The organism is Selenobaculum gibii, from assembly GCF_030273445.1.
Classification (GTDB): Bacteria; Bacillota; Negativicutes; order ICN-92133; family ICN-92133; genus Selenobaculum; species Selenobaculum gibii.
The window spans coordinates 695,704-721,728 of record NZ_CP120678.1; the positions used below are offsets into that span (position 1 = coordinate 695,704).

Below are 26,025 nucleotides of genomic sequence, written 5' to 3' on the forward strand. Positions count from 1 at the left end.
ATGTGACTGGAGTTCTATTTTTTTTGCCTGTGCATATAGTTAAATAGTAATAGCTATAGGAGGTAGGGCGATGAATACAGATAAAACACCCGTATGGCGCCATCAGGTAACGTTAGTTGATAGAAATGAATTGATAATTGATGGTGCAACGAGCTTAGGCAGCTATGATGAAAAAGAGATTTCTATGGATACAGAGTCCGGTATGCTAAATGTGCGTGGTGAAGGTATGACGGTAAAGGAATTAAATTTGGAAGAAGGAAAAATTGTTGTAGAGGGTAAGATTAAAAGTATAGGATATGAAGAAAATAATAAAGAGCGGAGAGGTTTACTCAATCGATTATTAAAATAAAATATTAAAGGGCGGAAATAGAAGTGGAAATGCAGGTGAGCAGCTTTCTCACAGCGCTCTGTATCGGCCTTATTCTAGGAATTATTTTTGATCTTTTTCGTGTTATTCGTACAACTTTTCATTTACATATAATTGCAACGAGTATACTTGATATATTATATTGGATTATTGCATTGGTAATCGCATTTACTTTGCTGATTATGAGTAATTGGGGAGAGTTTAGATTTTATATATTTATAGGAATTACATTAGGCGGAGGACTTTACTATAAATTTATTAGTCGTTATATGATGCAGTTATTTTTTCAAGTGGTACATGTAGGAAATGTTTTTGTTTTTTATACGAATAAGGTGGTAAATAATATTTTAATAAAACCTATCTTATCTTTGACAAAAATTTTTCTATGGCTTCTTAGAAAAGTAAAAAAATGCTGTAATTTTCAGAAAACTAAAGATGAATTATGACTAATTTTGGTTATAAAGTATTGCAATAAACAAAAAATGTATGTATCATAAATATTATAGATGATTTAATCATATGGACTTATAAAAGATAAATAACATGGGGTTATTAGATAATAATTGTTATTTAAAATTTGGACTTGATTAGGATGGTGCAATATGCGGGTTAAGCCGAAAGTAACATGGTTTCGTTTAGTATTAGTAGGAATTATAGTATATTTTGGTTCTATTTTAGTTAATCAACAGAGTCATTTGAATGAAATTAGTAAAGAACAGTCGCTTGCTGATACAAAATTACAGCAAGTAACTGATTTACATAAGAGTTTAGAAGAAGAAAAACATAATTTAAATGATCTTGCTTACATAGAGAAAATTGCAAGAGAAGAATTAGGTTTAGTGAAGAAAGGGGAAATGCCGTTTATATTATCAAATAAAAGCTAACATTTAGAGTCTCTTTTCTTGACACTTTTTATATCACGAGGTTATAATATTTTTGTGTAATGTTTCATTTAATAAGGAGGAAATTTGAATAGTATGTCCATCGAAGTTGGCAGTGTGGTAGAGGGCGTTGTTACCGGAATTACAAATTTTGGTGCATTTGTTGAACTACCGGGAGGAAAAGTAGGTCTTATCCATATCTCGGAGGTTGCAGATGTATATGTCCGCGACGTAAAGGATTTCTTAAAGGAACAAGATAAAGTAAAAGTAAAAGTATTAACAGTTGATGAACGTGGAAAGATAGGTTTATCTATAAAACAACTTCAAGAACCCAAATCTCCTAGTATATCACCTGATACAGCAAATGCTGCATCAAGTTATAGACCGGCACCAAGAAGAGCTCCGGCTAATGATTTTAAACGTCCGAACCGTTTAAATAGTGCAACTTCTTTTGAAGATAAATTGTCAAAATTTTTAAAAGACAGCGATGAACGTCTACTGGATTTGAAAAAGAATACTGATTCAAAACGTGGTGGACGCGGCGCACGTAGAGCTGAATAGTTAAAAAGCACTCTAAATAGAGTGCTTTTGTTTTTTTTTTACCAATCGTCTGTTTTTGGCGTATTCGCAGGCGTTATGTCGGTATATTTTTTTTTATTACTCTCTTATTTAGACAAGAATTAAACTTGAATATATGTAAAATATAACCAATCAGATTATGGGAGTGGTAATATGCAAAAAACGCCGGTTATGACTTTTCCGAAAGAATTCATTGCTTTTATGACGGAAACGAAGAGAGAGACAAGGAATATTTCTAAAAATATCTTTTCATTGGAATCACTAAAAGGACAAGCTGTACATTTATTGTCATATCGTGATCATATTTTACTCAATTTATTGGCTGTGCTATTGGGTAGGCTTACGATTCTTGGTGATTTATCTCCATTTGGTTTAGCATTTTTTGCTGCCGTATTACAAGTAGAAAAAAATAAAGCAATCACTGTTGGATTTTGGTCCCTTATGGGCGTGCTTAGTGCAGGAAGGTATCAAGAGGCGATTATGTATTTAATTGTTATTGTCGGGGTTTTAAAATGTCGTATGCAATTAAATCGCCTTCAGCGCAAGGTGGTTGCTTTACCATTGATGGTATTTTCCTTTATTTTTATTAGTGGAATTATTGTTAATTTTTGTTTAGATGCAGCATTGTATGATAATCTTGTCGTTTTATTTAATGCGTTTCTCTGTGTAATTGCAATTTACTTATTTAAATATGGTTTGCCGTTAATTTTGAATCGCTCTTTAGTTGTCGAAGCATATCATAAAGCTGCAAATGAAGCGATGATTGGTTTTGTATTTATTCTTGCATTAGGAGTAGCTGGTATTGGTGATATTAGAATTGCTGATTATCAGATGCAAGTCATTGTAGGAAATATGATGATTATTGCGTTGGCTCTAGCAGGAGGGGCTGGACTTGGTGCTTCAGTAGGTGTTGTACTTGGAATAGTAATTGGGCTTAGCTCTGGAGGTAATGCAATGGCAACAGTTGCTTTATATGCAGTTAGTGGTACTGTTGCAGGATTATTTAGGGGATTAGGAAAGTATGCGGTAATTCTTGGTTTTATTTTAGGAAATTTGTTCATGCAGTTGGGCTTTACCCAATTGCCGCTACTATTAAAATCTTTGACAGAAGCTTTAATTGCAATTGTAATTTTGTTCTTTTTGCCACTTGGAAAGATTATGTCACTACAAGATAATCTGAATGTTTCTGTTGAGGGAGTTTCTGTTAAGTCAAAAATCCTTGATGAAAATAATGAAAAATTAAATCGAATCTCTACAATGTTTTATGAACTTGGTAGTATATTTAGTTTGTCACATGAACAGGAAAAAGAATCTATAGAAGAAATTGATATAGAGGTATTACTAAGTTCTGTTAGCCGTTATGTTTGCGAAAGCTGCCCTTGTCGCCAGGAATGTTGGGATGATAATTATTATAAAACATATCAATCTTTTATGGATTTATTTAGATTAAACAATGCAAAGAAAAAAACGTTACAGTATTTGCCCGACTTGTTTGAAAATACATGTGTAAATACAAAAGAAATTTTACGAATTATTGAACAAACCGTAAGTAAAAACCAAATGAGTCGTTATTGGCAGTATCAATTTTTACAGCAGAAAGAAATGGTAAGCGAACAAATGAAAGCTACAGGAAATATTTTATCGAATTTGGCTGAAGAATTAAGACGTTTACCTCATGATAGAGGGAATAGAAAGCAAAGGATAGCTACACAATATAAAGTAAAACCGGCCATTGCTTCTATTGCAAAAGAAAATCAAATTATTTGTGGCGATAATACATCTATAACAAAACTCAATCATAATCGTGTAGGCATTCTAATTAGTGATGGTATGGGAAGCGGTGATGGTGCAGCCCGCGAGAGTAAAATGACGGTGGATTGCTTAGGAAAGTTATTACAAGCAGGATTTTCTATTGATGTATCAGTAAAAACGGTAAATTCACTGCTAGCACTTCGGAGTGCAGGGGAAAATTTTGCAACTGTAGATATGGCGATTATTGATCAATATAATGGTGAAGTAGAATTTTTAAAGATTTCCGCAGCCGTAAGCTATATTAAACGCGTGCGTGAAATTATTCCAATTCGAGCCGCAGCTTTGCCAATTGGAATTTTAAATCATATCGAAATTGTGCCTACGCAAGCGCGAATGGTTGCAAATGACTTTTTAATTATGCTAAGTGATGGTATTGATGATATTAAAGAGTTGAAACAACGTTATGATGATAAAGATGGATGGTTGATTAATTTTTTGCGGCGCGCTGATTATGATGATCCACAAGATTTCGCTAATGGAATCTTAAATGAAGCAATGCGTCTATCTGATGGTAAAGCAAAAGACGATATGACAGTTATTGTTGTAAAGTTAATTGAGAGATAAAGTAAGAATGAAATTTAATATTTTGGAAATAAATATTTAAAAATGGGGCGGTGGATAACGCCTCATTTTATTTTTTCGTGGTATAATAATTTGGTGACTCAAAGTGGAAAGGGATTTTTATGCTAGAAAGAATTAGAAAATATTGCAGGGAAAATTCAATATTATCTTATGGCGATAAAATCGTAATTGCTTGCTCAGGTGGGGCGGATTCACTTACTTTAGTAGATGTTTTATTAAAACTAAAAGAAGAATATGCTCTTACTCTAGTTGTTGCGCATTTAGATCATATGTTTCGAGGTGACGCTTCGGCCGCTGATGCAAAGTTCGTTCAAGAATTTTGTTTAGCTAAAGGTATTCCTTGTCATATGCAGCAGACGGATGTAAATGTATTTGCTGCTTTGCACGGACTCGGAAGTGAAGAAGCAGCTCGGATTGTTCGATATCAATTTTTGCGTAAAGTAGCAAGTGATTTAGGCGGCGCGAAAATTGCAACAGGACATCATAAGGATGATCAGGCAGAAACGATACTTTTGCATTTGTTAAGAGGGGCAGGAAGTGCAGGAATTTCTGGCATTCGCCCAATAAATCATGATATAATAAGACCGTTATTGTCGGTAACGCGCAAAGAGATTGATTTATATTGTGAGCAAAATCATTTTTTACCACGGATTGATCAAACGAATTTTGAAGATTGTTATACACGCAATCGTATAAGATTGTCATTATTGCCCAAACTTAAGGAAGAGTTTAATCCTTCAATTACAGATGCGTTGTGTAAGACTGCGCAACTTGTTGGCGACGAACATGATTATGTTGTCGAAAGTGCAAAGTTACATATTAAAAAATTACTACAGAAATCACAGAAAAATAGTGTGATTGAAAAAAAAGATTTTTTAAGATTGCATATAGCATTGAAAAGAGAAGTTATTAGGCAGATTATCATAATGAAGCAAGGTGATTTGAAAGGTGTCACTTTTCAGCATATTGAAAAAATGATTGAGATTGCTGAATTTGGACAAGTTGGTGCTGTTTTTATTTTACCTAGTGAAATAATGATGAAAGTAAGTTATAATACATTAGTGTTTTGCTTAGATGAGGGAGATCATACGAGTCAAGAAATGAATCAATTTAGTGAAATTGTTTTAGATGAGACAATGAGGAATGATTTCTTTAATATTACAATTACGGCGCAGTTATTGGAGGAGTATCCACAAGAGACAGGGGAATATTCTGCTGTTTTTGATGCAGAGAAAATTTACCTGCCTTTATTTGTGCGAGCAAGAGAAAATGGCGATAGATTTAAGCCGTTGGGAATGAAGGGGAGTAAAAAATTAAAGGAATATTTTATTGATCAAAAAATTGAGAGAAGTGACAGGGGTAAAATTCCATTAATTTGCGATCAGCAAGGGATTTTGTGGGTTGTTGGTCATCGTCTAAGTGAAGTGGGGAAGGTAACAGCTTCAACAAAAAAATTTTTACAAGTGATAATCTCTGGGAGGAAATGAAGAAAGATGAGGAAAGATATTCAAGAAGTATTGTTAGACGAAGAAACTTTAGCAAAGCGTATTAAAGAGATGGGCGAACAAATTAGTAAAGATTACGAGGGCAAAGAAGTTATTGTTATTGGTATCTTAAAAGGTTCGGTTATTTTTGTTGCGGACTTAGTTAGAGAGGTTACAGTTCCAGTGTCATTTGACTTTATGGCAGTATCTAGCTATGGAAATAGAACAACGACAACTGGAACCGTACGTATTTTAAAAGATTTAGACTACGATATCGAAGGAAAACATGTACTGATTGTTGAAGATATTATTGATTCAGGTGTTACACTTAGTTATTTAATTGAGCATTTAGCAGGTCGTAAGCCAGCAAGCTTAAAGTTATGTACATTATTAAATAAACCTGAAAGACGTAAAGTAGAAGTAAAAGTTGACTATATAGGATTTACTGTACCAGATGCATTCTTAGTTGGTTTTGGTTTAGATTATGCAGAAAAATATCGTAACTTACCTTTCATTGGGATATTAAAAGAAGAGATATATGCTTAGATAATCTATTTTAAGTATGGCATAAATGAAACGAAAACTAGTTATACTGTTAGTATGAAAATCTTTAGATTTATCAATAGGAAGAATTGTGGAAATTTAGATTTGATGATATAATATTTTTCTATGGAGACTCTCGTATAAAAGGTAGACTCCGCGAAGAGGGAGGGCGAATTATTGAATAAGTTTTTACGTAATGTTGGCTTCTATCTATTAATTATATTAATAGCTATATCCATCATTGACTATTTCTCTACAAAGAATAACAGCAAGCAAGAAATTGATTATACGGAATTCTTGCGTCAAATTGAAACGCAGAATGTTGAAAAAGTAACAATTGTTGATGATGTTATTCGTGGGAAGTTAACAGATGGAACAGAGTTTACTACAATTACACCGAATGATCCAGCATTAATTGGAAATCTTCGTGAAAAAGGAATTGAGATTAAAGCGGAACAAACGCCGCAGCCACCTTGGTGGACGACGATTTTCTCTTCTATTTTGCCAATGATTTTATTAATTGGTGTATGGTTTTTCATTATGCAACAGACACAAGGCGGTGGAAACCGTGTAATGTCTTTTGGAAAAAGTCGTGCGAAATTAAATAATGATGATAAAATTAAAGTTACTTTTTCTGATGTAGCTGGGGCTGATGAAGCAAAGCAAGAATTAGAAGAGGTTGTCGAGTTTTTAAAACATCCGAAAAAGTTTAATGATTTAGGGGCGAGAATTCCTAAAGGCGTACTTTTATTTGGACCTCCAGGGACAGGAAAAACTTTATTGGCAAAAGCTGTTGCTGGTGAAGCTGGGGTACCGTTTTTCAGTATTAGTGGTTCTGATTTCGTAGAAATGTTCGTTGGTGTTGGTGCATCTAGAGTACGTGATTTGTTTGAACAAGCAAAGAAAAATGCGCCTTGTATTGTTTTTATTGATGAGATTGATGCTGTTGGTCGTCAGCGTGGTGCCGGTGTAGGCGGCGGACATGACGAACGTGAACAGACACTAAATCAATTATTAGTTGAAATGGATGGATTTGCAGCGAATGAAGGAATCATTATTATTGCAGCTACGAATCGTCCAGATATTTTAGACCCTGCACTGCTTAGACCAGGTCGTTTTGATCGACAAATTGTCGTTGATAAGCCAGACGTGAAAGGGCGCGCGGCAATCTTGAAAGTACATACAAAAGGCAAACCTATTGCTGAGGATGCAAATATTGATGTACTGGCAAGACGTACTCCTGGATTTACTGGTGCTGATTTAAGTAATCTAGTTAATGAAGCGGCGCTTTTATCTGCTAGACGCAATAAGAAAAAAATTGCGATGTCTGAAATGGAAGAATCTATTGAACGTGTAATTGCTGGACCAGAGCGAAAAAGCAAAGTAATTAGTGATAAAGAAAAACGTCTAACTGCATATCATGAAGGTGGTCATACCCTTGTAGGGATGTTATTACCTAATGCAGATCCGGTTCATAAGGTAACGATTATTCCACGGGGTAGAGCCGGTGGTTACACATTAATGTTACCGAAAGAAGATCGTTCTTATGCTACGCGTAGCGAACTTTTAGATCAATTGCAAACATTACTTGCTGGACGCGTAGCGGAAGAAGTTGTACTAAAAGAAATTAGTACAGGTGCGCAAAATGATATTGAGAGAGCTTCCGCCTTGGTGCGCAATATGATTACGCAATATGGAATGAGTGATGTATTAGGTCCAATTGCGTTTGGCAAAGGGCAAAATCACCAAGTGTTTCTTGGAAGGGATATCAATCATGAACGTAATTACAGTGAAGAAGTAGCTTGTCAAATTGATAAAGAAGTTCGTCAATATATTGAAACGGCGTATGAAAATTGCCGTAAGCTCTTGACTGATAATATTGATAAGTTGCACTTGATTGCAAAGTATCTAATCGAAAGAGAAACTTTAGAAGCGGTTGAATTAGAAAAATTAATGAAAGATGGCACATTGGACGATCTTGATAAAGTGAAAGCCAATGATGAGGATAATCAACCGAAGAAAAGTGTTGACATTTTAGTAGATGATGAAACGAATAAGCAAGAATCTACTGAACCAAAAGTTGTTTATATTACGCGAAATTTTAATAAACTCTAAAAGTACAAGAAAAGCACTTAGGTGCTTTTCTTGCTATTATGATAGATTGGCAAGGAGTAGAGGAATAAAATGAGTGAAGTGTTACTGCACTATACGCGCGCAGGTAAAGTGGAAAGTATTCATAGAGGGGATATTGTAGCCGTTGATACAAAAGGTAAAATTGTAGATGTTGTTGGTGACGCTCACAAAGATATGTTTTGGCGCTCGGCGGCGAAACCGTTTCAAGCATTACCTTTTGTTTATGAAGGTGGTTTAGAAAAATTTAATATTACAGAGGCAGAACTAGCATTATTGGTATCTTCACATAGTGGAGAACCCGTTCATGTGAATTTAGTAAAAAGTATTTTAGAAAAAGTACATGTTGAATTAAACGTATTAGATTGTGGATCGGCTCGCCCAATGAGTAGTAAAGCAGCAAAAATATTAGCAGAAAATAAGGAAAAGCCTCAGGCAGTACATAATGCCTGTTCAGGTAAACATTCTGGAATGCTTGCACTTTGCCAAATGCTTGGAATTCCAGTGGAAGGGTATACGAAGCCAGACCATCAAGTACAAAAAATTATGCATCAGTCTGTTGCAGAATGTGCAAAAATTTCTCCCGAAAAGTTGGAAATTGGAATTGATGGTTGTGGTGTACCAGTGTTTTATTTACCTTTATATAATATGTCTCTTGCTTATGCTAGACTTGCAAAACCGAGTGATGGCGATTGGAGAGAAAAAGAAGCAGCAGTTACGAAGATTCGCAATGCAATGATTGCACATCCTTTAGTTGTTTCTGGGACAGGCAGAATAGATGAGGCAGTTTCAGCAATTACTAAAGGGAGAATTATTGCGAAAATCGGAGCAGAGGCAGTATATTGTTTAGCTTCAACGACAGATGGAATTGGGATTACGTTTAAAATTGAAGATGGCAGCTATAGAGCAATTAATCCTGTTGTTATTGGTACATTAAAACGCATGGATTTAATTTCAAAATCAGAATATGACCAACTTATTGAAAAGTATCCACCAATCTTAAAAAATCATCGCGGGGATATTATCGGAACAATTGAAACGATGTTTTAAAAAAGAATATCAAGTATAAAAAATCCGCTATTTATTTTAGCAGATTTTTTATGTTAAGATTGAGCATTAAGTATAATAATTTATTAAAATGGACTTAGTTTATAGTGCTTTGTCGATTAATTATGTATTTAATACATAATGTTTTTTAAAAGAAAAATGAAAAACGGTTATAGATAACGATATGGAATTTGTTAACTATAACCGTTTTTAAATTATTTTTTTATGTTTGTTTTCCATAAGTTATGAAGGTTACAATAAGCATAAACATCAACATCAATTTCATCACCGACATAGAATGTTACTTCAGGTGCTTGGTCTGGTTCTAATTCAAGTCGTTCTACTCTATCACCACTAACAACTGCAATCCATTTGATATAATGGCCTTCGATCATTGGATGTGCGACCTTTACGGAAATTTTTCCTCCCTCAATAAATTTTACAGTAGGAAGATGTTTTTCACTGGATGCTTCCGTGGTATTAGGTACTAAAAGTTCCATTTCTTTAGAACAACAAACTAATACTGCATCTGCAATCGTAGTTGTTTTGGCGAAAGAAGTACCTTTTGTAATTACTTGTCTTTTACCGAAATCGATAACATCAACAACGTATCCGCAATCAAGGCATCTGTAAATTTTTAAGTCTCTAGCCATAAAGATAACCTCCTAAAAATAAAAAGTGGATTTGAATTCTAATATTTACTTATAGCAAAAAAGCTTATCAATAGTGTATAATATGTAGGTATAGGACTAGTTATGCAAATTTAGCATGATTTAGCAGACAATATGATTGATTAGAGGAGATGAAAAAAATGAAGAAAAAGATTGTTGCGGCAATGCTTGCTTTATCTGTAGTTTCAGCTGTATCGGCTCCGAATGTAACGAATGCTGGCTGGACAGACCTTTTAAAAGTTGGTGGAATTTCAATTCTGGTTGATAAATTTTCTGAACCATTAAATAACTTTATCAATACTTTGACAGCAAAACATGCTGTAAGTAGTGATTATGCAACGAAGGTTGTACCGATTATTGTTGTTGGTAGTGGTACATATACAGGAGCAGCTCAGGTAACTGGCCCTCAGGCGTTAGTTGACCAGACAAAAGCAGTTCTTCAAATAGAAGGGAATTTCAGTGGAAATCAATTTAGAGTAAAAGCATTGATCCCAATTGATAGTAAAAATGTTACAAATTTTTCAAGAGTTCAAGGTGTTGGGGTTTCTGCACAAATTGATGTGAAAATTTAATAAAGTATAGGTAGAAAAGTAAGTAAAATGGAATCAAGCCGTCTATCGTATTTAAGCGATAGACGGCTTTTTATCTTATTGAAAATGATAATTTTTCTCAATTTATATTGACATGGAGATATTTTTGTATTAATATAAAAACGAAGTTAGAGAATGAGAATCATAATCGATTAAGTGAGTGATATGATGAAATGGGGGATTCGTAATGAAGTTAAGTGAGATAAAAGCTGGGCAGACAGTTAGAATAGAAAAATTAGAAGCATCTACATTAAAGTCGCGCTTGATGAGTATGGGGATGATTAAAGGAACAAAGGTGAAAGTTTTGCAATCGGCACCATTTGGTGATCCAATGGCAGTATCTGTACGTTCTTATGTTTTATCTCTTAGACTGGCAGATGCAGAAAACATTCAAGTTAGTTCAATAACAGAGTAGAGGTGATCAATATGTCAACTATTTCAGTGGCGTTAACCGGGAATCCTAATACAGGGAAAACAACGCTGTTTAATGCTTTAACAGGTGCGCGTCAAAAAATTGGGAATTGGCCAGGAGTAACAGTAGATAAAAAAGTAGGGTATTTCAATCATAAGGATCGAATTGTTTCAGTTGTTGATTTACCTGGGACATATAGTATGAATGCGCGTTCGGCAGAAGAAATGATTGTTTCAGACTATTTGTTAAATGAAAAACCAGATGTTGTTGTTAACGTTTTAGATGCAACAAATTTAGAAAGAAATCTATTTTTAACTCTGCAATTATTAGAATCTGGAATTCCTGTAATCTTAGACTTAAATATGGTAGATGAAGCAAAAAAACAAAATATACATATTCAAGTAAAAACTTTGGAAGAACAAATTGGTATGCCAGTAGTAGAAACTGTTGCAAAAGATACAAAAAGTATTCAGCACCTTATGGATGTATTTACTCAGCCATCCTTACAAAGATATGAGCCAAGTGCACTGATTCAGGCACATATTGAAAAAGTAAAAACATTGACTTTATTGGATAATGAGGATTATGAAGAAAAAATCATTGAATTACGTTATGCATTAATTGATGAGATTTTAGAAAAGAGTGTAAAGCGCAATTCAACTCATACGACTTTTACAACAAAACTGGATCGGATTTTTGCTAATGGGGTTTTAGCGTTACCAATTTTATTAGCAATGATGTATGGGGTATTTGAAATTACTTTTAGCTGGATTGGTCAGCCTTTAGCCGATTGGGTTGATGGATTCATTGCTGATGGTATTACCCCATGGGCAGAGGAAACGTTGGCAAGTTTAGAAGTAGCGGATTGGATGCAATCTTTAGTTCTTGATGGAATTATTGCTGGTGTAGGTGGAGTTTTGACCTTTGTACCATTGATTTTTACGTTATTCTTTTGTTTGAGTTTTCTTGATGGAACAGGATATATGTCGCGTGTTGCGTTTATCATGGATCCGATTATGCGCCGTGTTGGACTTACAGGTAAGGGTGTTATGCCACTCATTATGGGATTTGGCTGTGCTGTTCCTGCGATTATGGGAGCGAGGGCTTTAGATTCGGAAAAGGATAGAAAAATTGCAATTTTAGTTACACCGTTTTTAACTTGTGGTGCGAAATTGCCGATTATGGCATTATTCGCTGCTGTTTTCTTTCCACAGCAAGCAACAAATGTAGTATTTTCAATTTATATTGCAGGAATTCTTGCAGTAATGCTTATGGCGAAATTGTTGAATCGTGTGATGTTTAAAAAGGAAGAAAGTACGTTTTTATTGGAGTTACCACCGTATAGATTTCCAGATATGCGAACAGTTTTATTAGAAACTTGGGATAAAGGTAAGGGATTCTTGATAAAAGCCGGTACGATTATTTTTGCAATGTCTATCGTTATTTGGTTTTTAAGCAATTATAATTTTAGTGGTATGGTAGATATGGAAGATAGCTTCTTGGCTAGTATTGGCGGAGTAGTTGCACATTTATTTGCATGGCATGGATTTGCAACTTGGGAAGCCGGTGCAGCAGTCATTACAGGAATCTTAGCAAAAGAGGCTGTGGTATCAACACTTGGAGTTTTATATGGAGTTGCAGAGGTATCAGAAGAAGCGATGGAAGCTGCAGGGCAGATGCAAGGAAGTTTAGGTATAGCATTTACTTCATTATCTGCTTATGCATTTATGATTTTTGCTGCTCTATATACACCATGTATGACTGCATTAGGAACGATTAAGAAGGAAATTGCAACTTGGAAGTGGACGCTTTTTTCTGCAGTTTATACGTTTATGGTTGCTTGGGTGATTTCTTTACTAGTTTATCAAATTGGACTTTTACTTGGATTTGGAAACTAACCATCGTTAGTTATCGGATAAAATAATTTAGGATATAGGAGTTGAAAAAAGATGTCGGGAAGCATTGTAACAGGAGTACTTGCCATCGGTATTGGCATTGTATTCTTTATAGGATTTAGGAAGATTGTCCGCAAATTTACAAAAGGCGAAAGTGATTGCTGCAGTACATCAGCATGCGGAAGTTGTTCATGTCAATGTGCAAGTAAAAAATAAATAAAGGTTAAGGACAGTATAAATTTTATACTGTCCTTAACTTTTTATTAAAAACTTTTGATTTATATTGCTTCTGTTTCTCTTATAATCGAAAGATAGATGATAAGAAATAAAAAAAGAAAAAACTTGCACGAAAAATTTATAACTGTTATGCTAATGTCCAGAACAAAAAATTAAGTTAGTCTAGATTTGTAATTAAGTTGGGGAGAGATATTTATCATGGACTTTATTTCAACATTTCAATCGGGTGGTTTCTCGATGTATATTTTACTTATTTGCTTTATTATGGTTTTAGTAATTGCAGGTGAACGATATAAGTATTATAAATCTGTAAAAGTGAATAATGAAGATTTTATTGAGCAATTAAAAATTATCCTTAAACAAAAAAATTGGAAATATGCGATGGAACTTTGTAAAAGCGACGAAAGTTTAATTTCCGCAGTTGCTGAAACTGGAATTGAATCATTGATAAATAAAAAGGCAAATATTTCTGCCGCTATAGAAGCAAGATCGGCAGTTGTTATTGCAAATTTAAAACGTAATTTAAATTTTTTGGATACAATGGTGATGATTGCTCCTATCATTGGATTATTGGGAACTGTATTAAATATTATGGCTTCATTAAATGAAAAAGTGGAACAAACTTCGGGAATTGGTGTTATCATTGCTGGGGCCTTAAGCTCTACAGCTTTTGGTTTGTTTATTGCGGCTTCATCGATAGTGATTTTGAGTTATTTTAATTATCGTTTAGAGAAAATGACAAATGAGATTGGAGAAATTTCTAATATGCTTAATTCACAGACTTTAAAAAATGATGAAAAATAAGATTTTTATCCAAGAATAATTTGTTCATGTTTTATAATAAAAAGTGTTGACATGAATAATCTACTGTGATATTATATAGAAGTCGGTTAACGAACATGTTAATCCACGCGGGAGTGGCGGAATTGGCAGACGCACCAGACTTAGGATCTGGCGGGGTGACTCGTGGGGGTTCAAGTCCCTTCTCCCGCACCATTAAGAATTTATTACCCTTGCAATTGCAAGGGTTTTTTTGTATACATTTATATGAAATAAAAGCTAAAGAGGCGATTGGAATGCAGAGTAATATCACTAGACAAAAGGCTTTAGAATTGTTACAAAAGTATAATCAGGAATCTTTTCATCTTTTACACGCATTAACGGTGGAAGGTGTAATGAAATGGTATGCTAATGAACTTGGATTTCATGATGAAATTGAATACTGGGGGATTGTTGGTCTGTTGCATGATATTGATTTTGAGCTTTATCCACGGGAGCATTGCAAAAAAGCAGCAGAGCTTTTGCGTGAGGCGAGTGTTGATGAAGCAATGATTTCTTCTATTTGTTCACATGGTTATGGGATTTGTGTAGATATAGAACCGAAGCATCAAATGGAAAAAATCCTATTTGCAACAGATGAGCTTACGGGACTTATTGGAGCGGCTGCAAGAATGCGTCCATCGAAAAGTGTTTTGGATATGGAAGTGTCAAGTTTAAAGAAAAAATATAAAGATAAAAAGTTTGCCGCAGGATGTTCTAGGGAAGTAATCAATAAAGGTGCAGCGATGCTGAGTTGGGAATTAAATACGTTATTTGAAAAAACAATTTTAGCGATGCGTTCTTGTGAGTCAGCAGTAGAGCAAGAGATTAAAGAAATGAGTAAATAAAGTAGACTTTTTACGCTATCTGAATCTAGACATCGGATAAAAAGACTTTTGAGTAGAGGGTGAAGAAATGTCGCTTGAAAAAGTGAAAGATTATTTTAGACAGTTTGGACTAGAAGATAGAATTTTAGAATTTGCAACATCGAGTGCTACTGTTGAACTGGCAGCTGAGGCCGCAGGGTGTGAGCCTAAACGCATTGCAAAAACTTTATCGTTTAAAGTGAATGATACATGTGTTTTAATTGTTGCGGCTGGGGATGCGAAGGTTGATAATGCAAAATATAAGGCTGAGTTTTCTACTAAAGCGAAAATGTTGTCTCCAGAAGAAGCTTTCATGATGATTGGACATGCAGTTGGAGGAATTTGCCCGTTTGCTGTTAATGAGGGCGTTAAAGTTTATCTTGATTGTTCTTTAAAAAGATTTTCTACGGTGTTTCCCGCATGTGGTAGTAGCAATAGTGCAATTGAATTGACGCTCGATGAACTTGAAAAGTATTCAAATTACATAACATGGATTGATGTTTGTAAAGCATGGCAGGAAGAATAGTTACTAAATATTGCATAAATAAATGGTAATAGTTGAATACTAAGGTTGGATAAGGAAAGTTTTTGCAGTAAAATTTGCTAGACTTTACTTTGCGTAATGGTGTATGATGGTGTAGAATGTTAACAGATTTAGCTTGTAGGTGATAAATTTGGTAAAGAACTCAATGTTTGATGTGGTAAAAAAAGATTTAGAGGAATTAGAGAAAGAAATGCTCTCTGTTGTATCTTCTCCAGTAGATTTAATAACAGAAATTAGCACGCATTTGGTAGAAGCAGGAGGAAAAAGATTACGTCCTGCACTTTATTTCTTAGGAGTAAGAGCGAGAAAAGAAGTTAGTAAATATGCTACTGATTTAGCAATTGCCCTTGAATTGATTCATATGGCAACATTAGTGCATGATGACGTTATTGATAGTGCGGCTACTAGACGTGGTATTCCAACGGCGAATTCAAAGTGGGGAAATCAGATGTCTGTTTTGACTGGGGATTATTTGTTTGCTAAGGCATTTTCGTTAGTTGCACTTAGTAAGTATGACCAACGAGTGTTACTGGCATTAACAAATATTATCTGTGCAATGAGTGAGGGCGAGATCGTTCAAAATCGTCAGACTTTTATACCATCCACAGATGAACAGGAGTATTTCAGCAGGATTGCAAAGAAAACAGCAGATTTTATTGCAGCTAGCTGTCAGTTGGGCGGAATTATAGCTGAGCTAAATGATGATGAAATTGCGGCTTTATATGAATACGGCTATTCGATTGGTATGGCTTTCCAGGTTACAGATGATATTCTTGATATTACGGCGACTTCTGAACAGCTTGGAAAACCAGCGGGAAATGATATTTTGCAGGGAATTGTAACATTGCCAGTCATTCGCGCATTAACGGTAAGTTCAGATAAAGAGGAATTGACGAAAATTGTTTCGACTAAAGGTATGGACCAGGAAATGTTGAAACGAGGGCTAGAGATTGTACATGCCACAGATGCGGTTGAATATTCTTATCGTGCGGTTGATGAATTTTTGGATCGAGCAAGAACTGTTTTACCAAGCTCACTTCCACAAGAAATTCGTGATACGTATATTTATGTAGCTGACTTTATTGCAAAGCGTAAATTTTAGTAAACAGAATCAGGGACAGGTTCTTTGTACGGGATAAAATATTTATTCTATGTGCAGATTAACTTTGTCCCTTTTTTACTCTTTAGATGTTTTTTGTTCAAGAAAGAATGTATTTTTTAAATTACCTTTGAGTTACATTGTCTTTTTTTTGTGTAAATTGTATAATAAAATTATTATTATTTTGAGGAGGATTTTTTTATGTTTGGTATTGGTATGCCGGAATTAATTTTAATTTTAATTATTGGATTAGTGGTCTTTGGACCGGGAAAATTGCCGGAAGTTGGCCGTGCAATAGGGAAAAGTTTACAAGAGTTCAAAAAAGCTACAAATGGAATTAATGAAGATGAAAAACCGATTCGTAAAGTAGATGCAAGTGTAGATACGATTGAGCAAAAGACTAAAGAACAAGATAAATCAGATGCTACAAAGTGAGGTTTGATTTATGGAACATGAATCGGTAGAGCATAATGAGCAGATCAAGCAAGTAGTAAATGAAAATCATGATACAGCAATGCCAATCATTAATCATCTAGAAGAATTTCGCAAACGATTAATTATTTCGTTAATTACAGTTGGTTTTTGTAGCATTATTAGTTACTATTTTGCAGAAGAATTAGTAGGTTTTATTACTGCTCCTGCTGGAAAGCTGTATTACATGCAACCAGCAGAAGCTTTTTTTACTTATATGAAAGTTTCTATATTTGCTGGATTTTTAGTATCAGTTCCAATGATTGTTTATCAAGGTTGGGCTTTTTTAGTGCCGGCTTTAACTATACGTGAGAGGGCAATAGCAGGAGCCTTTATTCCAGCTATAGTATTTTTATTTTTTGTTGGAATTGCATTTTCCTATTTTTTAGTATTGCCGACGGGAATTCAATTTTTCTTAGGTTTTGCGACAAATGAATTACAACCATTATTATCTGTAGGCAATTATTTAGATTTTGTTATTATGTTTATCCTTCCCTTTGGTTTTGTATTTGAATTGCCACTTGTTCTAGTGATTTTAGCTAGATTAGGACTGGTAACTTCGAAAATGTTGATTGCTAAACGAAATATTGTAATTTTTGGGGCTTTTGTTGTTGGTGCAATTATTTCACCACCAGAAGTCTTTTCGCAAGTTATGATTGCGATTCCAATGATTGTATTATATGAGGTTGGAATTTTCATTATAAAATATATCATGAAAAAGTAGGTTTCACTAGGAGGAGAACTGGGTGGCTTTTAAGGATTTACGAGAGTTTATTGATGCGTTAGATGAACGCGGCTGGTTAAAAAGAATTTCCACAGAGGTGGATTGTGAATTAGAAATTACGGAAATTACAGATCGTGTATCAAAAATGAAAGGCGATAAAAATGTCGCATTGTTATTTGAGAATGTAAAAGGCTATGATATGCCTGTATTAATGAATGCTTTTGGTAGTATGGAACGTATGGCTTTGGCATTCGGTGTAGAAAAAGTGGATGATATTGCCCAGGAAATAAGAGAAATATTAAAATTACCTTATATTTCTTTGCAAAATAAATTAGATTTGGTACATATTATTCCAACGGCGAAGCGAGCAATTAATTTTCCTAAGTATGTGAAAAAGGGACCATGCAAAGAAGTTATTATTAAGGATCAGCCATCTATTGATAAATTCCCAATTTTAAAATGTTGGCCAGATGATGGTGGCCGCTTTATTACCTTACCTTTAGTTTTCACAAAGAATCCAAAAACAGGCAAACGCAACGTTGGAATGTATCGTTTGCAAAAATATGATGGACAAACGACGGGAATGCATTGGCATATACATAAAAACGGTGCGGAAAACTTTAGAGATCATAAGGAAATGGGATTAGATAGAATCGAAGTTGCAGTAGCCATTGGTACGGATCCAGTACTTACTTATGCTGCAACAGCACCATTGCCTCGTGATATTGATGAAATGGTTTTTGCTGGAATGCTACGAAAAAAATCTGTGGAAATGATTAAATGTGAAACGGTAGATGTGGAAGTACCAGCGCATAGTGAAATTGTATTAGAAGGCTATGTAATGCTTGATGAATTACGGCGTGAAGGACCGTTTGGTGATCATACTGGGTATTATTCATTAGCAGACATGTATCCTGTTTTTCATATTACTTGTATCACTCATCGTAAAGATGCGATTTATCCATCTACGATTGTGGGGAAGCCGCCGATGGAGGATTGCTATCTGGCAAAAGCGACGGAGAGAATTTTCTTACCATTTCTACAAATGCAAATACCAGAGATTATAGATATTAATTTACCGCTTGAAGGCGTATTTCACAATTGCGCGATGATTTCTATTAAGAAGACTTATCCGCAACAAGCGAAAAAAGTTATGCATGCAATTTGGGGAATGGGACAGATGATGTTTACGAAAATGATTATTATCGTTGATTCTCATGTTAATGTACAAGATACAAACGAAGTATGGTGGCGAGTCTTCAATAATATTGATGCGCGGCGTGATATTGTTATGGTAGATGGACCACTTGATGTATTAGATCATTCTTCACCAATGCCAAATTGGGGAACGAAAGTAGGAATTGATGCAACAAAATCATGGCCAAGTGAAGGACAAACACGTGAATGGCCAGATGAAATCGTAATGAGCCAAGACATTAAAGATTTAGTTGATCAAAAATGGAAGGATCTTGGACTTGAGTAAGTTATCTGCACATATCAACAATATCGCATTACATCATTCAATATTTGCTTTACCTTTTGCATATATGGGAGCATTCTTGGCAGCGAATGGTGTACCGTCTTGGGCAGAGTTTATTTGGATTACAGTCGCTATGGTTGGGGCGCGAAGTGCAGCATTAGCTTTAAATAACTTCATTGATTTAAAATATGATAAGATTCACCCAAGATTTACAAAGCGTCCAATGGTTACAGGAGAAGTGAAACCTTGGGAGGCAATTTCTCTCATCGTGATTAGTTTTGCAATTTTTATTGTGGCAACGTTGCATTTGGCACCGATTTGTGTAAAATTAGTGCCGCTTGCAGTCTTACCATTTGTCATTTATCCGTATATGAAAAGATATACATGGGCTTGCCATTTGGTTTTAGGATGGGCTTTATCTGTAGCACCGATAGGCGGTTGGGTGGCAATACGTGGTGATTTAAATTTGGCGATTATTTTACTAGGCTTAGCAGTAGGAATTTGGATTGCTGCTTTTGATGTAATTTATGGATGCCAAGATGTTGAGTTTGATAAAGCTCATCAATTAAATTCAATGGCGGTTAGATTTACGGTAGAAGGTGCGTTGAAAATTTCTCGCGTCATGCATTTTATCAGTATGTTATGTTTTGTTTTTGTTGGTGTATTATTGAATTTATCATTGATTTATTATGTTGGAGTAATGATTGCTATTTTTGTTCTTATCTATCAACATAAAATTGTTAGCCCAACGGATTTCTCTCGTGTTACCCAAGTGTATTTTATGCGCAATGGATTGGTGGGAATTTCCGTTTTTCTCTTCACTTTTGCAAGTTTAATGATGTGAGTTTATTAAATTAAAGGCAGGGATTCGTAGATGACAGCTAAAATTTTAGAAGGTAAAGTATTTGCAACACAAATAAAAGAAGAAGTAAAGTGTGACGTAGAGTCACTGAAAGCTGAATATGGTGTAACTCCAGGTCTGGCAGTAATTATCGTTGGTGAGAATCCTGCATCTAAAGTATACGTTGCCAATAAGCATCGTTCTTGTGGTGAAGTTGGGATTTATTCTGCGGTAATCGAAATGCCAGAAGATACAACCAAAGAGCAGTTACTAAAAAAAATAGATGAATTAAATAAAGATGAAAAAATTCATGGGATTTTGGTTCAATTACCATTACCGGCGCATATTAGCGCTGATGAAGCGGAAATTCTTGATTTTATTCATCCGGATAAAGATGTCGATGGATTTCATCCAATCAATGTTGGTAAATTATCTGTTGGACAAGAACATTTAGTTCCTTGTACACCGCTTGGCTGCATCAAAATGATGGAGTTGGCAGGGATTGAGATTAAAGGAAAAAATGCAGTTGTGATAGGTAGGAGCAATATTGTTGGTAAGCCGATGTTTAACCTACTGTTATCTCGTCATGCAACTGTTACAGTTTGTCATTCACGTACGAAAAATTTAGCAGAGATAACTCGTTTGGCAGATATTCTTGTTGTAGCGATTGGAAAGCCGAATTTTGTTACTGCGGATATGGTGAAACCAGGAGCAGTGGTTATCGATGTAGGTATAAACCGGATTGCGCCGAAAAAATTAGTCGGTGATGTTGATTTTGAAAGTGTAAAAGAGGTTGCTGGTGCGATTACACCTGTTCCAGGTGGAGTCGGACTGCTTACCATTGCCATGTTGATGCATAATACAGTAAAAGCTGCGCGCATTCAATTTAATAGATAAAGTAGATTTGATTCAGAGGGATTTTTACTCTGCCTGAATCCTAGTCGCCTTTATCTAGAAATTTAGCTACTTGTGTCTTGTGAGTCTTAAAGCAGAGTAGTCATCGGATAATTTAATAAGAAATGTGAGGAGAGGATTCTAGTCATGAAAAGTGATGTTGAAATTGCGCAAGAAGCGCAAATGAAACCAATTGTAGAGATTGCGAAGCAACTTGATATTCCAGAAGAAGAGTTGGAGTTATATGGACGTTATAAAACGAAAGTATCTTTGGAAACTTGGGAAAGAATTAAAGATCGTCCAGATGGTAAGTTGATTTTAGTGAGTGCAATCAATCCTACACCTGCTGGAGAAGGTAAAACGACGACAAGTGTTGGTTTAAGTGATGCACTTCGCAAAATTAATAAAAAAACAATCGTTGCTCTTCGTGAACCATCCCTTGGGCCTTGCTTTGGAATAAAAGGCGGTGCTGCTGGCGGTGGATATGCGCAAGTTGTACCAATGGAAGATATTAACTTGCATTTTACAGGTGATTTCCATGCAATTACTTCGGCTCATAATTTACTTGCTGCGGTGATTGATAATCATATTCAACAAGGAAATGAACTTGGACTTGATGTACGTCGCATTACATGGCGCCGTGTTGTGGATTTAAATGATCGTGCGCTACGCAACATTGTTTGTGGCATGGGTGGCAAAGCACATGGCGTACCGCGTGAAACAGGTTTTGACATTACTGTTGCTTCAGAAATGATGGCAATTTTATGTTTAGCAAAAGATTTGGATGATATGAAAAAACGTATCGGGAAAATTATTATTGGGTATACCTTTGATGGAAGACCAGTTCGTGCGGAAGAGCTTAATGTTACTGGTGCATTAACTTTATTATTTAAAGATGCAATAAAACCTAATCTTGTACAAACGCTCGAAGGAACACCAGCCTTTGTACACGGTGGCCCGTTTGCTAATATTGCACATGGTTGCAATAGTATTATGGCAACGAAGTTTGCTCTCAAATTAGCAGATGTAGTTGTAACGGAAGCAGGATTCGGTGCTGATCTTGGTGCTGAGAAATTCCTTGATATTAAATGTCGTTTTGCAAACATTCGTCCAGATGCAGTAGTTATTGTTGCTACAGTTCGTGCATTAAAGATGCATGGTGGAATGGACAAAAAAGAATTAGCAACTGTTGATATGAAAGCACTTGAGGCTGGTATTACAAATTTAACAAAACATATTGAGAATATGCAAAAATTTGGACTGCCTACAGTTGTTGCAATTAATGCGTTCCCAACGGATACAAAAGAAGAACTTGATTTTGTAGAAGCAAAATGCAATGAAATGGGTGTTGAAGTTGCATTGTCTGAAGTGTGGGCAAAAGGCGGAGACGGTGGCATTGATTTAGCAAATAAAGTAATGGCCGCAACTGAAAAAACAAATAACTTTAAATTTATGTATGATGTAAATGAGTCCATCGAAGCTAAAATTACAGCAGTTGCCAAAGAAATTTATGGTGCTGACGGTGTAGTATTTACTCCTCCTGCACAAAAAGCAATAAAAGAATTAACGGATTTAGGACTTTCAAATATGCCGGTATGTATGGCGAAAACACAATCTTCTTTAAGTGATGATCCTGCTAAATTTGGGCGCCCAACAAACTTTACTGTTACTGTGCGTGAAATTAAAGTTTCTGCAGGAGCTGGCTTTATCGTGGCATTAACAGGAAGTATTCTTACAATGCCAGGCTTGCCAAAACATCCGGCGGCAGAAAGAATGGACATTACAAACGACGGCAAGATTACCGGCTTATTTTAATGAGGAGGTAGGTAAATGACTCGAGTTTCCGTTGAATTAGTTCCTCGTGACAAGGCTTCGATTAAAGAAGAATTAGAACTTTTAAAAGAGAATTTTTCTGGTATTGATGTAATTAATATCCCTGAACTATTGCGTTATGATATTAGAAGCTGGGAAGGGGCAAAGATTGCGCAAAATTATTATGAAAATACAATGCCGCATATTCGCGCCATCGATATTGATTTAGATAAACCGCTGCCAATGACGGAGTTCCTCCTTGAAAATAAAATTAATGAAGTGCTTGTCATTACGGGCGATCCGCCACAAGATATGTCACGAAAAATCTATCCGACAGTGAGTACGGATGTAATTAGAAAGTTTCGCGATGAATTGCCACATATTAAAGTTTATGCTGGAATAGATCAGTATCGCAGCAGTATGCGTCAAGAAGAGTACAACATTAGGCGAAAAATTCAAGCTGGTGCGGCAGGCTTTTTTACGCAACCTTTTTTCGATTTGCGGTATATGGAAATGTATGCGGAAATGCTAGATGGTAGAGAAGTATATTGGGGCGTATCGCCAGTGATGTCGGAGCGTTCGGTAAATTATTGGGAGACAAAAAACAATGTAATTTTCCCAAAAAACTTCGTTCCAACATTGGAGTGGAACATTGATTTTGCACAAAAGACTTTTGATTTTGTGCGTAAAAATAATACAAATATTTATTTTATGCCGATTAAGACGAATTTGTTGCCCTATTTAACAGGCGCATTTAGTAAATAAAAAGAGTTCTTAATGGCTAAGTTGTTAGATTTTATTTAAAATATCGTTGGTATTATTTTTGGTTAATTTAATTATTGTAATCAGTGGATTTTCCAACTGAAATAGATTTGATTATGACTAAGTGATAAGGAGAGTGCATGGATGTATAAAATTCTTACAAAAAAAGAATTATCACAAGGTGTTCAATTGTTTGAAATTGAAGCGCCGTTAATTGCAAAAAAAGCACAACCGGGGCAGTTTGTCATTGTTCGTATTGATGAAGATGGAGAACGTATTCCATTAACAATTGCGGATTTTAATCGTGACAAAGGAACAATCACAATAATTTTCCAAGAAGTTGGCGGCTCAACAAAACAATTGGGCGATTTAAATGAAGGGGACAGTATTCTTGACTTTGTAGGTCCGCTCGGAAAAGCTACACATATTGAAAAAATAGGTAATGTAGTTTGCATTGGTGGTGGTATTGGAGTAGCACCTGTATATCCAATCGCAAGAGGAATGAAGCAAGCCGGAAATCATGTTGTTTCCATTATGGGCGCTAGAAATGAAAGCATCTTAATTCTTGAAGAGGAAATGAATGCAGTAAGTGATAAAGTTTATATCACAACAGATGATGGCTCAAAAGGGCATAAAGGATTTGTTACAGATCAATTGAAAATGTTAATTGATTCTGGTCTTGAGATTAGCTTGGTGATTGCAATTGGGCCTGTAGTCATGATGCGTAGCGTAGCAGAAACAACACGTCAATATGGAATAAAGACAATTGTTAGCTTGAATCCTATCATGGTAGATGGAACAGGCATGTGCGGTGGCTGTCGTGTTCAAGTTGGCAATGAAAGTAAGTTCGCCTGCGTAGATGGCCCTGAATTTGATGCACATCAAGTTGATTTTAATGGACTAATGTCGCGTCAACGTATGTATAAAACGCAAGAAGCTGCGCATGAATGCCAATGCGAAAAACAAGGAAAAGCTAAAGGAGGCGACGGTTGCCAATGTCACTCTCACTAAAAAAACATGCAATGCCGGAACAAGATGCGAAAGCTCGGGCAAAGAATTTTGATGAAGTTGCATTAGGATATGATGCTCAAACGGCAATAGAAGAAGCAAAACGTTGCCTTGGTTGTAAGGTTCCATTATGTCGCAAAGGCTGCCCAGTTCAAGTAAATATTCCTGAATTTATTGGACATATCAAAGAAGGTAAATTCGCGGATGCTGCAGCTGAAATAAAAATGGTGAATAGTTTACCAGCGATTTGTGGACGTGTTTGCCCACAAGAAGAACAATGTGAAAAACATTGTATTTTAGCCAAAAAAGGTGAATCCGTTGCAATTGGACGTTTAGAGCGTTTTGTTGCTGATTATAGTATGGAAAAAGGCGAGAAACTACAGACGATTGAGTATGCTGATGATGCGAAAAAAGTTGCGATTATTGGCTCTGGCCCTGCTGGACTTGCGGCTGCTGGAGATTTGGCAAAAATGGGTTATAAAGTAACGATTTTTGAAGCACTTCATACTGCTGGTGGTGTATTGTCTTACGGTATTCCTGAATTTAGATTACCAAAAGAAAAAATCGTAAAAGCGGAAATTGATATGTTGCGCCAACTTGGTGTAGAGATTGTTGTCAATGCAGTTGCAGGCAAATTATTTACAGTTGATGAATTATTAGAAGAAGAATTCGATGCAGTATTTATTGCAACTGGTGCGGGATTACCACATTTTATGGGGATTCCTGGAGAAAATTTAAATGGTGTATATGCTGCAAATGAATTTTTGACGCGGTGTAACTTAATGAAAGCCTACCAATTCCCGAATCACGCGACTCCAATTCATGTTGGTAAAAATGTTGCTGTTGTTGGCGGTGGTAATGTTGCAATGGATGCAGCTCGCACAGCATTACGCCTTGGTGCTGAACATGTTTATATAGTATATCGTCGCGGTGAAGCGGAACTTCCAGCACGCTTAGAAGAAGTACATCACGCAAAAGAAGAAGGAATCGATTTCAAATTACTGAACAATCCAGTCGCTGTTATTGGCAATGAACAAGGCTGGGTAACAGGATTAAAGTGCATTCGCATGGAACTTGGCGAACCTGACGCATCTGGGCGTCGTCGTCCGGTGGCAGTGGAAGGTTCTGAGTTTGAATTAGCTGTAGATACAGTAATTATTGCAATTGGTCAAGGTCCAAATCCATTAATTCAATCCACGACAACAGGGCTTGATACAAATAAACGTGGGAATATCCTTGCTGACGAAGAAACTTGTGCAACGAGTAAACCGGGCGTATTTGCTGGCGGTGATATCGTAACAGGTGCGGCAACAGTAATTCTTGCAATGGGTGCAGGGAAAAAAGCGGCAAAAGCTATTGATGAATATTTAAAAAATAAATAATTAAAGTTATGTTAGTAAAAGGAATGTTGCTAAATTTGATTTGGTCAACATTCCTTTTTTTTATAAAAAATAAAAATAATAGATAATCTTGTC

26 protein-coding genes and 1 tRNA gene are annotated in these 26,025 nt (G+C 35.6%); 26 read left to right on the forward strand and 1 reads right to left on the reverse strand.

Features of this window, described 5'->3' with window-relative positions:
* Window positions 1–70 precede the first annotated feature (70 nt).
* The 9 genes from P3F81_RS03245 (at window position 71) to P3F81_RS03285 (ending at window position 9,428) form a co-directional block, all read left to right on the forward strand.
* Window positions 71–349, forward strand: a complete 279-nt coding sequence (locus P3F81_RS03245; RefSeq protein WP_147667666.1) for a YabP/YqfC family sporulation protein — start codon at window positions 71–73, stop codon at window positions 347–349.
* 29 nt (window positions 350–378) lie between these two features.
* Window positions 379–813: a spore cortex biosynthesis protein YabQ gene (gene yabQ / locus P3F81_RS03250; RefSeq protein WP_309320783.1), complete on the forward strand. Its 435-nt coding sequence runs from the start codon at window positions 379–381 to the stop codon at window positions 811–813.
* A 156-nt stretch (window positions 814–969) separates the two neighbouring features.
* The gene (locus tag P3F81_RS03255; RefSeq protein ID WP_147667668.1) at window positions 970–1,251 is read left to right on the forward strand and encodes an FtsB family cell division protein; all 282 of its coding nucleotides are present in this window, start codon (window positions 970–972) and stop codon (window positions 1,249–1,251) included.
* Between the two features lie 93 nt (window positions 1,252–1,344).
* Window positions 1,345–1,809, forward strand: a complete 465-nt coding sequence (locus P3F81_RS03260) for a S1 domain-containing RNA-binding protein (RefSeq protein WP_147668188.1) — start codon at window positions 1,345–1,347, stop codon at window positions 1,807–1,809.
* Between the two features lie 171 nt (window positions 1,810–1,980).
* Complete coding sequence (locus P3F81_RS03265) at window positions 1,981–4,203, forward strand: SpoIIE family protein phosphatase (RefSeq protein WP_147667669.1); 2,223 nt, start codon at window positions 1,981–1,983, stop codon at window positions 4,201–4,203.
* A 119-nt stretch (window positions 4,204–4,322) separates the two neighbouring features.
* Window positions 4,323–5,708 (forward strand): tRNA lysidine(34) synthetase TilS, encoded by a 1,386-nt coding sequence (gene tilS / locus P3F81_RS03270; protein ID WP_147667670.1) that lies wholly within the window; start codon window positions 4,323–4,325, stop codon window positions 5,706–5,708.
* A 6-nt stretch (window positions 5,709–5,714) separates the two neighbouring features.
* Window positions 5,715–6,251, forward strand: coding sequence for a hypoxanthine phosphoribosyltransferase (gene hpt, locus P3F81_RS03275; protein ID WP_147667671.1), 537 nt, complete (start codon window positions 5,715–5,717; stop codon window positions 6,249–6,251).
* A 174-nt stretch (window positions 6,252–6,425) separates the two neighbouring features.
* Window positions 6,426–8,363 carry an ATP-dependent zinc metalloprotease FtsH gene (gene ftsH / locus P3F81_RS03280; RefSeq protein WP_147667672.1) on the forward strand — a complete coding sequence of 646 codons (1,938 nt, stop codon included), beginning with the start codon at window positions 6,426–6,428 and terminating at the stop codon, window positions 8,361–8,363.
* A 69-nt stretch (window positions 8,364–8,432) separates the two neighbouring features.
* Window positions 8,433–9,428 carry an asparaginase gene (locus P3F81_RS03285; protein WP_147667673.1) on the forward strand — a complete coding sequence of 332 codons (996 nt, stop codon included), beginning with the start codon at window positions 8,433–8,435 and terminating at the stop codon, window positions 9,426–9,428.
* A gap of 212 nt (window positions 9,429–9,640) precedes the next feature.
* On the opposite strand, the gene P3F81_RS03290 is transcribed toward P3F81_RS03285, so the two are convergent.
* Entirely contained in the window at window positions 9,641–10,078 is a 438-nt protein-coding gene (locus tag P3F81_RS03290; RefSeq protein ID WP_147667674.1) for a desulfoferrodoxin family protein, read from the reverse strand.
* Between the two features lie 158 nt (window positions 10,079–10,236).
* Between P3F81_RS03290 and P3F81_RS03295 the strand changes: the two genes are divergently transcribed.
* The 17 genes from P3F81_RS03295 to gltA all read left to right on the forward strand — a co-directional run bounded on the left by P3F81_RS03295 (window position 10,237) and on the right by gltA (window position 25,932).
* Complete coding sequence (locus P3F81_RS03295) at window positions 10,237–10,668, forward strand: hypothetical protein (RefSeq protein WP_147667675.1); 432 nt, start codon at window positions 10,237–10,239, stop codon at window positions 10,666–10,668.
* Window positions 10,669–10,873: 205 nt separating this feature from the next.
* Complete coding sequence (locus P3F81_RS03300; RefSeq protein ID WP_147667676.1) at window positions 10,874–11,101, forward strand: FeoA family protein; 228 nt, start codon at window positions 10,874–10,876, stop codon at window positions 11,099–11,101.
* Between the two features lie 11 nt (window positions 11,102–11,112).
* The gene (gene feoB, locus P3F81_RS03305) at window positions 11,113–12,996 is read left to right on the forward strand and encodes a ferrous iron transport protein B (protein ID WP_147667677.1); all 1,884 of its coding nucleotides are present in this window, start codon (window positions 11,113–11,115) and stop codon (window positions 12,994–12,996) included.
* A 432-nt stretch (window positions 12,997–13,428) separates the two neighbouring features.
* Window positions 13,429–14,034, forward strand: a complete 606-nt coding sequence (locus tag P3F81_RS03310) for a MotA/TolQ/ExbB proton channel family protein (protein WP_147667678.1) — start codon at window positions 13,429–13,431, stop codon at window positions 14,032–14,034.
* 107 nt (window positions 14,035–14,141) lie between these two features.
* A tRNA-Leu gene (locus P3F81_RS03315) sits at window positions 14,142–14,226 on the forward strand.
* A gap of 80 nt (window positions 14,227–14,306) precedes the next feature.
* Window positions 14,307–14,897 (forward strand): hydrolase, encoded by a 591-nt coding sequence (locus tag P3F81_RS03320; protein WP_147667679.1) that lies wholly within the window; start codon window positions 14,307–14,309, stop codon window positions 14,895–14,897.
* Between the two features lie 67 nt (window positions 14,898–14,964).
* Window positions 14,965–15,441, forward strand: a complete 477-nt coding sequence (locus tag P3F81_RS03325; protein ID WP_147667680.1) for a YbaK/EbsC family protein — start codon at window positions 14,965–14,967, stop codon at window positions 15,439–15,441.
* A 163-nt stretch (window positions 15,442–15,604) separates the two neighbouring features.
* A complete protein-coding gene (locus P3F81_RS03330; protein WP_147668190.1) occupies window positions 15,605–16,561 on the forward strand; it encodes a polyprenyl synthetase family protein in 957 nt (318 codons plus the stop codon).
* Between the two features lie 198 nt (window positions 16,562–16,759).
* Window positions 16,760–16,993: a twin-arginine translocase TatA/TatE family subunit gene (gene tatA / locus P3F81_RS03335; RefSeq protein WP_147667681.1), complete on the forward strand. Its 234-nt coding sequence runs from the start codon at window positions 16,760–16,762 to the stop codon at window positions 16,991–16,993.
* 10 nt (window positions 16,994–17,003) lie between these two features.
* Window positions 17,004–17,753 (forward strand): twin-arginine translocase subunit TatC, encoded by a 750-nt coding sequence (gene tatC, locus P3F81_RS03340; RefSeq protein ID WP_309320620.1) that lies wholly within the window; start codon window positions 17,004–17,006, stop codon window positions 17,751–17,753.
* A gap of 22 nt (window positions 17,754–17,775) precedes the next feature.
* The gene (locus P3F81_RS03345) at window positions 17,776–19,236 is read left to right on the forward strand and encodes a menaquinone biosynthesis decarboxylase (RefSeq protein ID WP_147667682.1); all 1,461 of its coding nucleotides are present in this window, start codon (window positions 17,776–17,778) and stop codon (window positions 19,234–19,236) included.
* Window positions 19,229–20,077, forward strand: a complete 849-nt coding sequence (locus tag P3F81_RS03350; protein WP_147667683.1) for a UbiA-like polyprenyltransferase — start codon at window positions 19,229–19,231, stop codon at window positions 20,075–20,077. Before P3F81_RS03345 ends, P3F81_RS03350 begins: the two co-directional genes overlap by 8 nt.
* 30 nt (window positions 20,078–20,107) lie before the next feature.
* A complete protein-coding gene (folD, locus tag P3F81_RS03355) occupies window positions 20,108–20,971 on the forward strand; it encodes a bifunctional methylenetetrahydrofolate dehydrogenase/methenyltetrahydrofolate cyclohydrolase FolD (protein ID WP_147667684.1) in 864 nt (287 codons plus the stop codon).
* Between the two features lie 144 nt (window positions 20,972–21,115).
* Window positions 21,116–22,783 carry a formate--tetrahydrofolate ligase gene (locus tag P3F81_RS03360; protein ID WP_147667685.1) on the forward strand — a complete coding sequence of 556 codons (1,668 nt, stop codon included), beginning with the start codon at window positions 21,116–21,118 and terminating at the stop codon, window positions 22,781–22,783.
* A 15-nt stretch (window positions 22,784–22,798) separates the two neighbouring features.
* Complete coding sequence (locus P3F81_RS03365; protein WP_147667686.1) at window positions 22,799–23,545, forward strand: methylenetetrahydrofolate reductase; 747 nt, start codon at window positions 22,799–22,801, stop codon at window positions 23,543–23,545.
* 141 nt (window positions 23,546–23,686) lie between these two features.
* The gene (locus P3F81_RS03370; RefSeq protein ID WP_147667687.1) at window positions 23,687–24,553 is read left to right on the forward strand and encodes a sulfide/dihydroorotate dehydrogenase-like FAD/NAD-binding protein; all 867 of its coding nucleotides are present in this window, start codon (window positions 23,687–23,689) and stop codon (window positions 24,551–24,553) included.
* The gene (gene gltA / locus P3F81_RS03375; RefSeq protein WP_147668194.1) at window positions 24,538–25,932 is read left to right on the forward strand and encodes an NADPH-dependent glutamate synthase; all 1,395 of its coding nucleotides are present in this window, start codon (window positions 24,538–24,540) and stop codon (window positions 25,930–25,932) included. The genes P3F81_RS03370 and gltA overlap by 16 nt, the downstream gene beginning before the upstream one ends.
* Window positions 25,933–26,025: the final 93 nt, after the last annotated feature.

Coding starts and splice junctions, on each gene's coding strand:
- P3F81_RS03245 (WP_147667666.1), top strand. CDS start 71: ATGAATACAGATAAAACACCCGTATGGCGCCATCAGGTAACGTTAGTT.
- yabQ (WP_309320783.1), top strand. CDS start 379: ATGCAGGTGAGCAGCTTTCTCACAGCGCTCTGTATCGGCCTTATTCTA.
- P3F81_RS03255 (WP_147667668.1), top strand. CDS start 970: ATGCGGGTTAAGCCGAAAGTAACATGGTTTCGTTTAGTATTAGTAGGA.
- P3F81_RS03260 (WP_147668188.1), top strand. CDS start 1,345: ATGTCCATCGAAGTTGGCAGTGTGGTAGAGGGCGTTGTTACCGGAATT.
- P3F81_RS03265 (WP_147667669.1), top strand. CDS start 1,981: ATGCAAAAAACGCCGGTTATGACTTTTCCGAAAGAATTCATTGCTTTT.
- tilS (WP_147667670.1), top strand. CDS start 4,323: ATGCTAGAAAGAATTAGAAAATATTGCAGGGAAAATTCAATATTATCT.
- hpt (WP_147667671.1), top strand. CDS start 5,715: ATGAGGAAAGATATTCAAGAAGTATTGTTAGACGAAGAAACTTTAGCA.
- P3F81_RS03285 (WP_147667673.1), top strand. CDS start 8,433: ATGAGTGAAGTGTTACTGCACTATACGCGCGCAGGTAAAGTGGAAAGT.
- P3F81_RS03290 (WP_147667674.1), bottom strand. CDS start 10,078: ATGGCTAGAGACTTAAAAATTTACAGATGCCTTGATTGCGGATACGTT.
- P3F81_RS03295 (WP_147667675.1), top strand. CDS start 10,237: ATGAAGAAAAAGATTGTTGCGGCAATGCTTGCTTTATCTGTAGTTTCA.
- P3F81_RS03300 (WP_147667676.1), top strand. CDS start 10,874: ATGAAGTTAAGTGAGATAAAAGCTGGGCAGACAGTTAGAATAGAAAAA.
- feoB (WP_147667677.1), top strand. CDS start 11,113: ATGTCAACTATTTCAGTGGCGTTAACCGGGAATCCTAATACAGGGAAA.
- P3F81_RS03310 (WP_147667678.1), top strand. CDS start 13,429: ATGGACTTTATTTCAACATTTCAATCGGGTGGTTTCTCGATGTATATT.
- P3F81_RS03320 (WP_147667679.1), top strand. CDS start 14,307: ATGCAGAGTAATATCACTAGACAAAAGGCTTTAGAATTGTTACAAAAG.
- P3F81_RS03325 (WP_147667680.1), top strand. CDS start 14,965: ATGTCGCTTGAAAAAGTGAAAGATTATTTTAGACAGTTTGGACTAGAA.
- P3F81_RS03330 (WP_147668190.1), top strand. CDS start 15,605: ATGTTTGATGTGGTAAAAAAAGATTTAGAGGAATTAGAGAAAGAAATG.
- tatA (WP_147667681.1), top strand. CDS start 16,760: ATGTTTGGTATTGGTATGCCGGAATTAATTTTAATTTTAATTATTGGA.
- tatC (WP_309320620.1), top strand. CDS start 17,004: ATGGAACATGAATCGGTAGAGCATAATGAGCAGATCAAGCAAGTAGTA.
- folD (WP_147667684.1), top strand. CDS start 20,108: ATGACAGCTAAAATTTTAGAAGGTAAAGTATTTGCAACACAAATAAAA.
- P3F81_RS03360 (WP_147667685.1), top strand. CDS start 21,116: ATGAAAAGTGATGTTGAAATTGCGCAAGAAGCGCAAATGAAACCAATT.
- P3F81_RS03365 (WP_147667686.1), top strand. CDS start 22,799: ATGACTCGAGTTTCCGTTGAATTAGTTCCTCGTGACAAGGCTTCGATT.
- P3F81_RS03370 (WP_147667687.1), top strand. CDS start 23,687: ATGTATAAAATTCTTACAAAAAAAGAATTATCACAAGGTGTTCAATTG.
- gltA (WP_147668194.1), top strand. CDS start 24,538: ATGTCACTCTCACTAAAAAAACATGCAATGCCGGAACAAGATGCGAAA.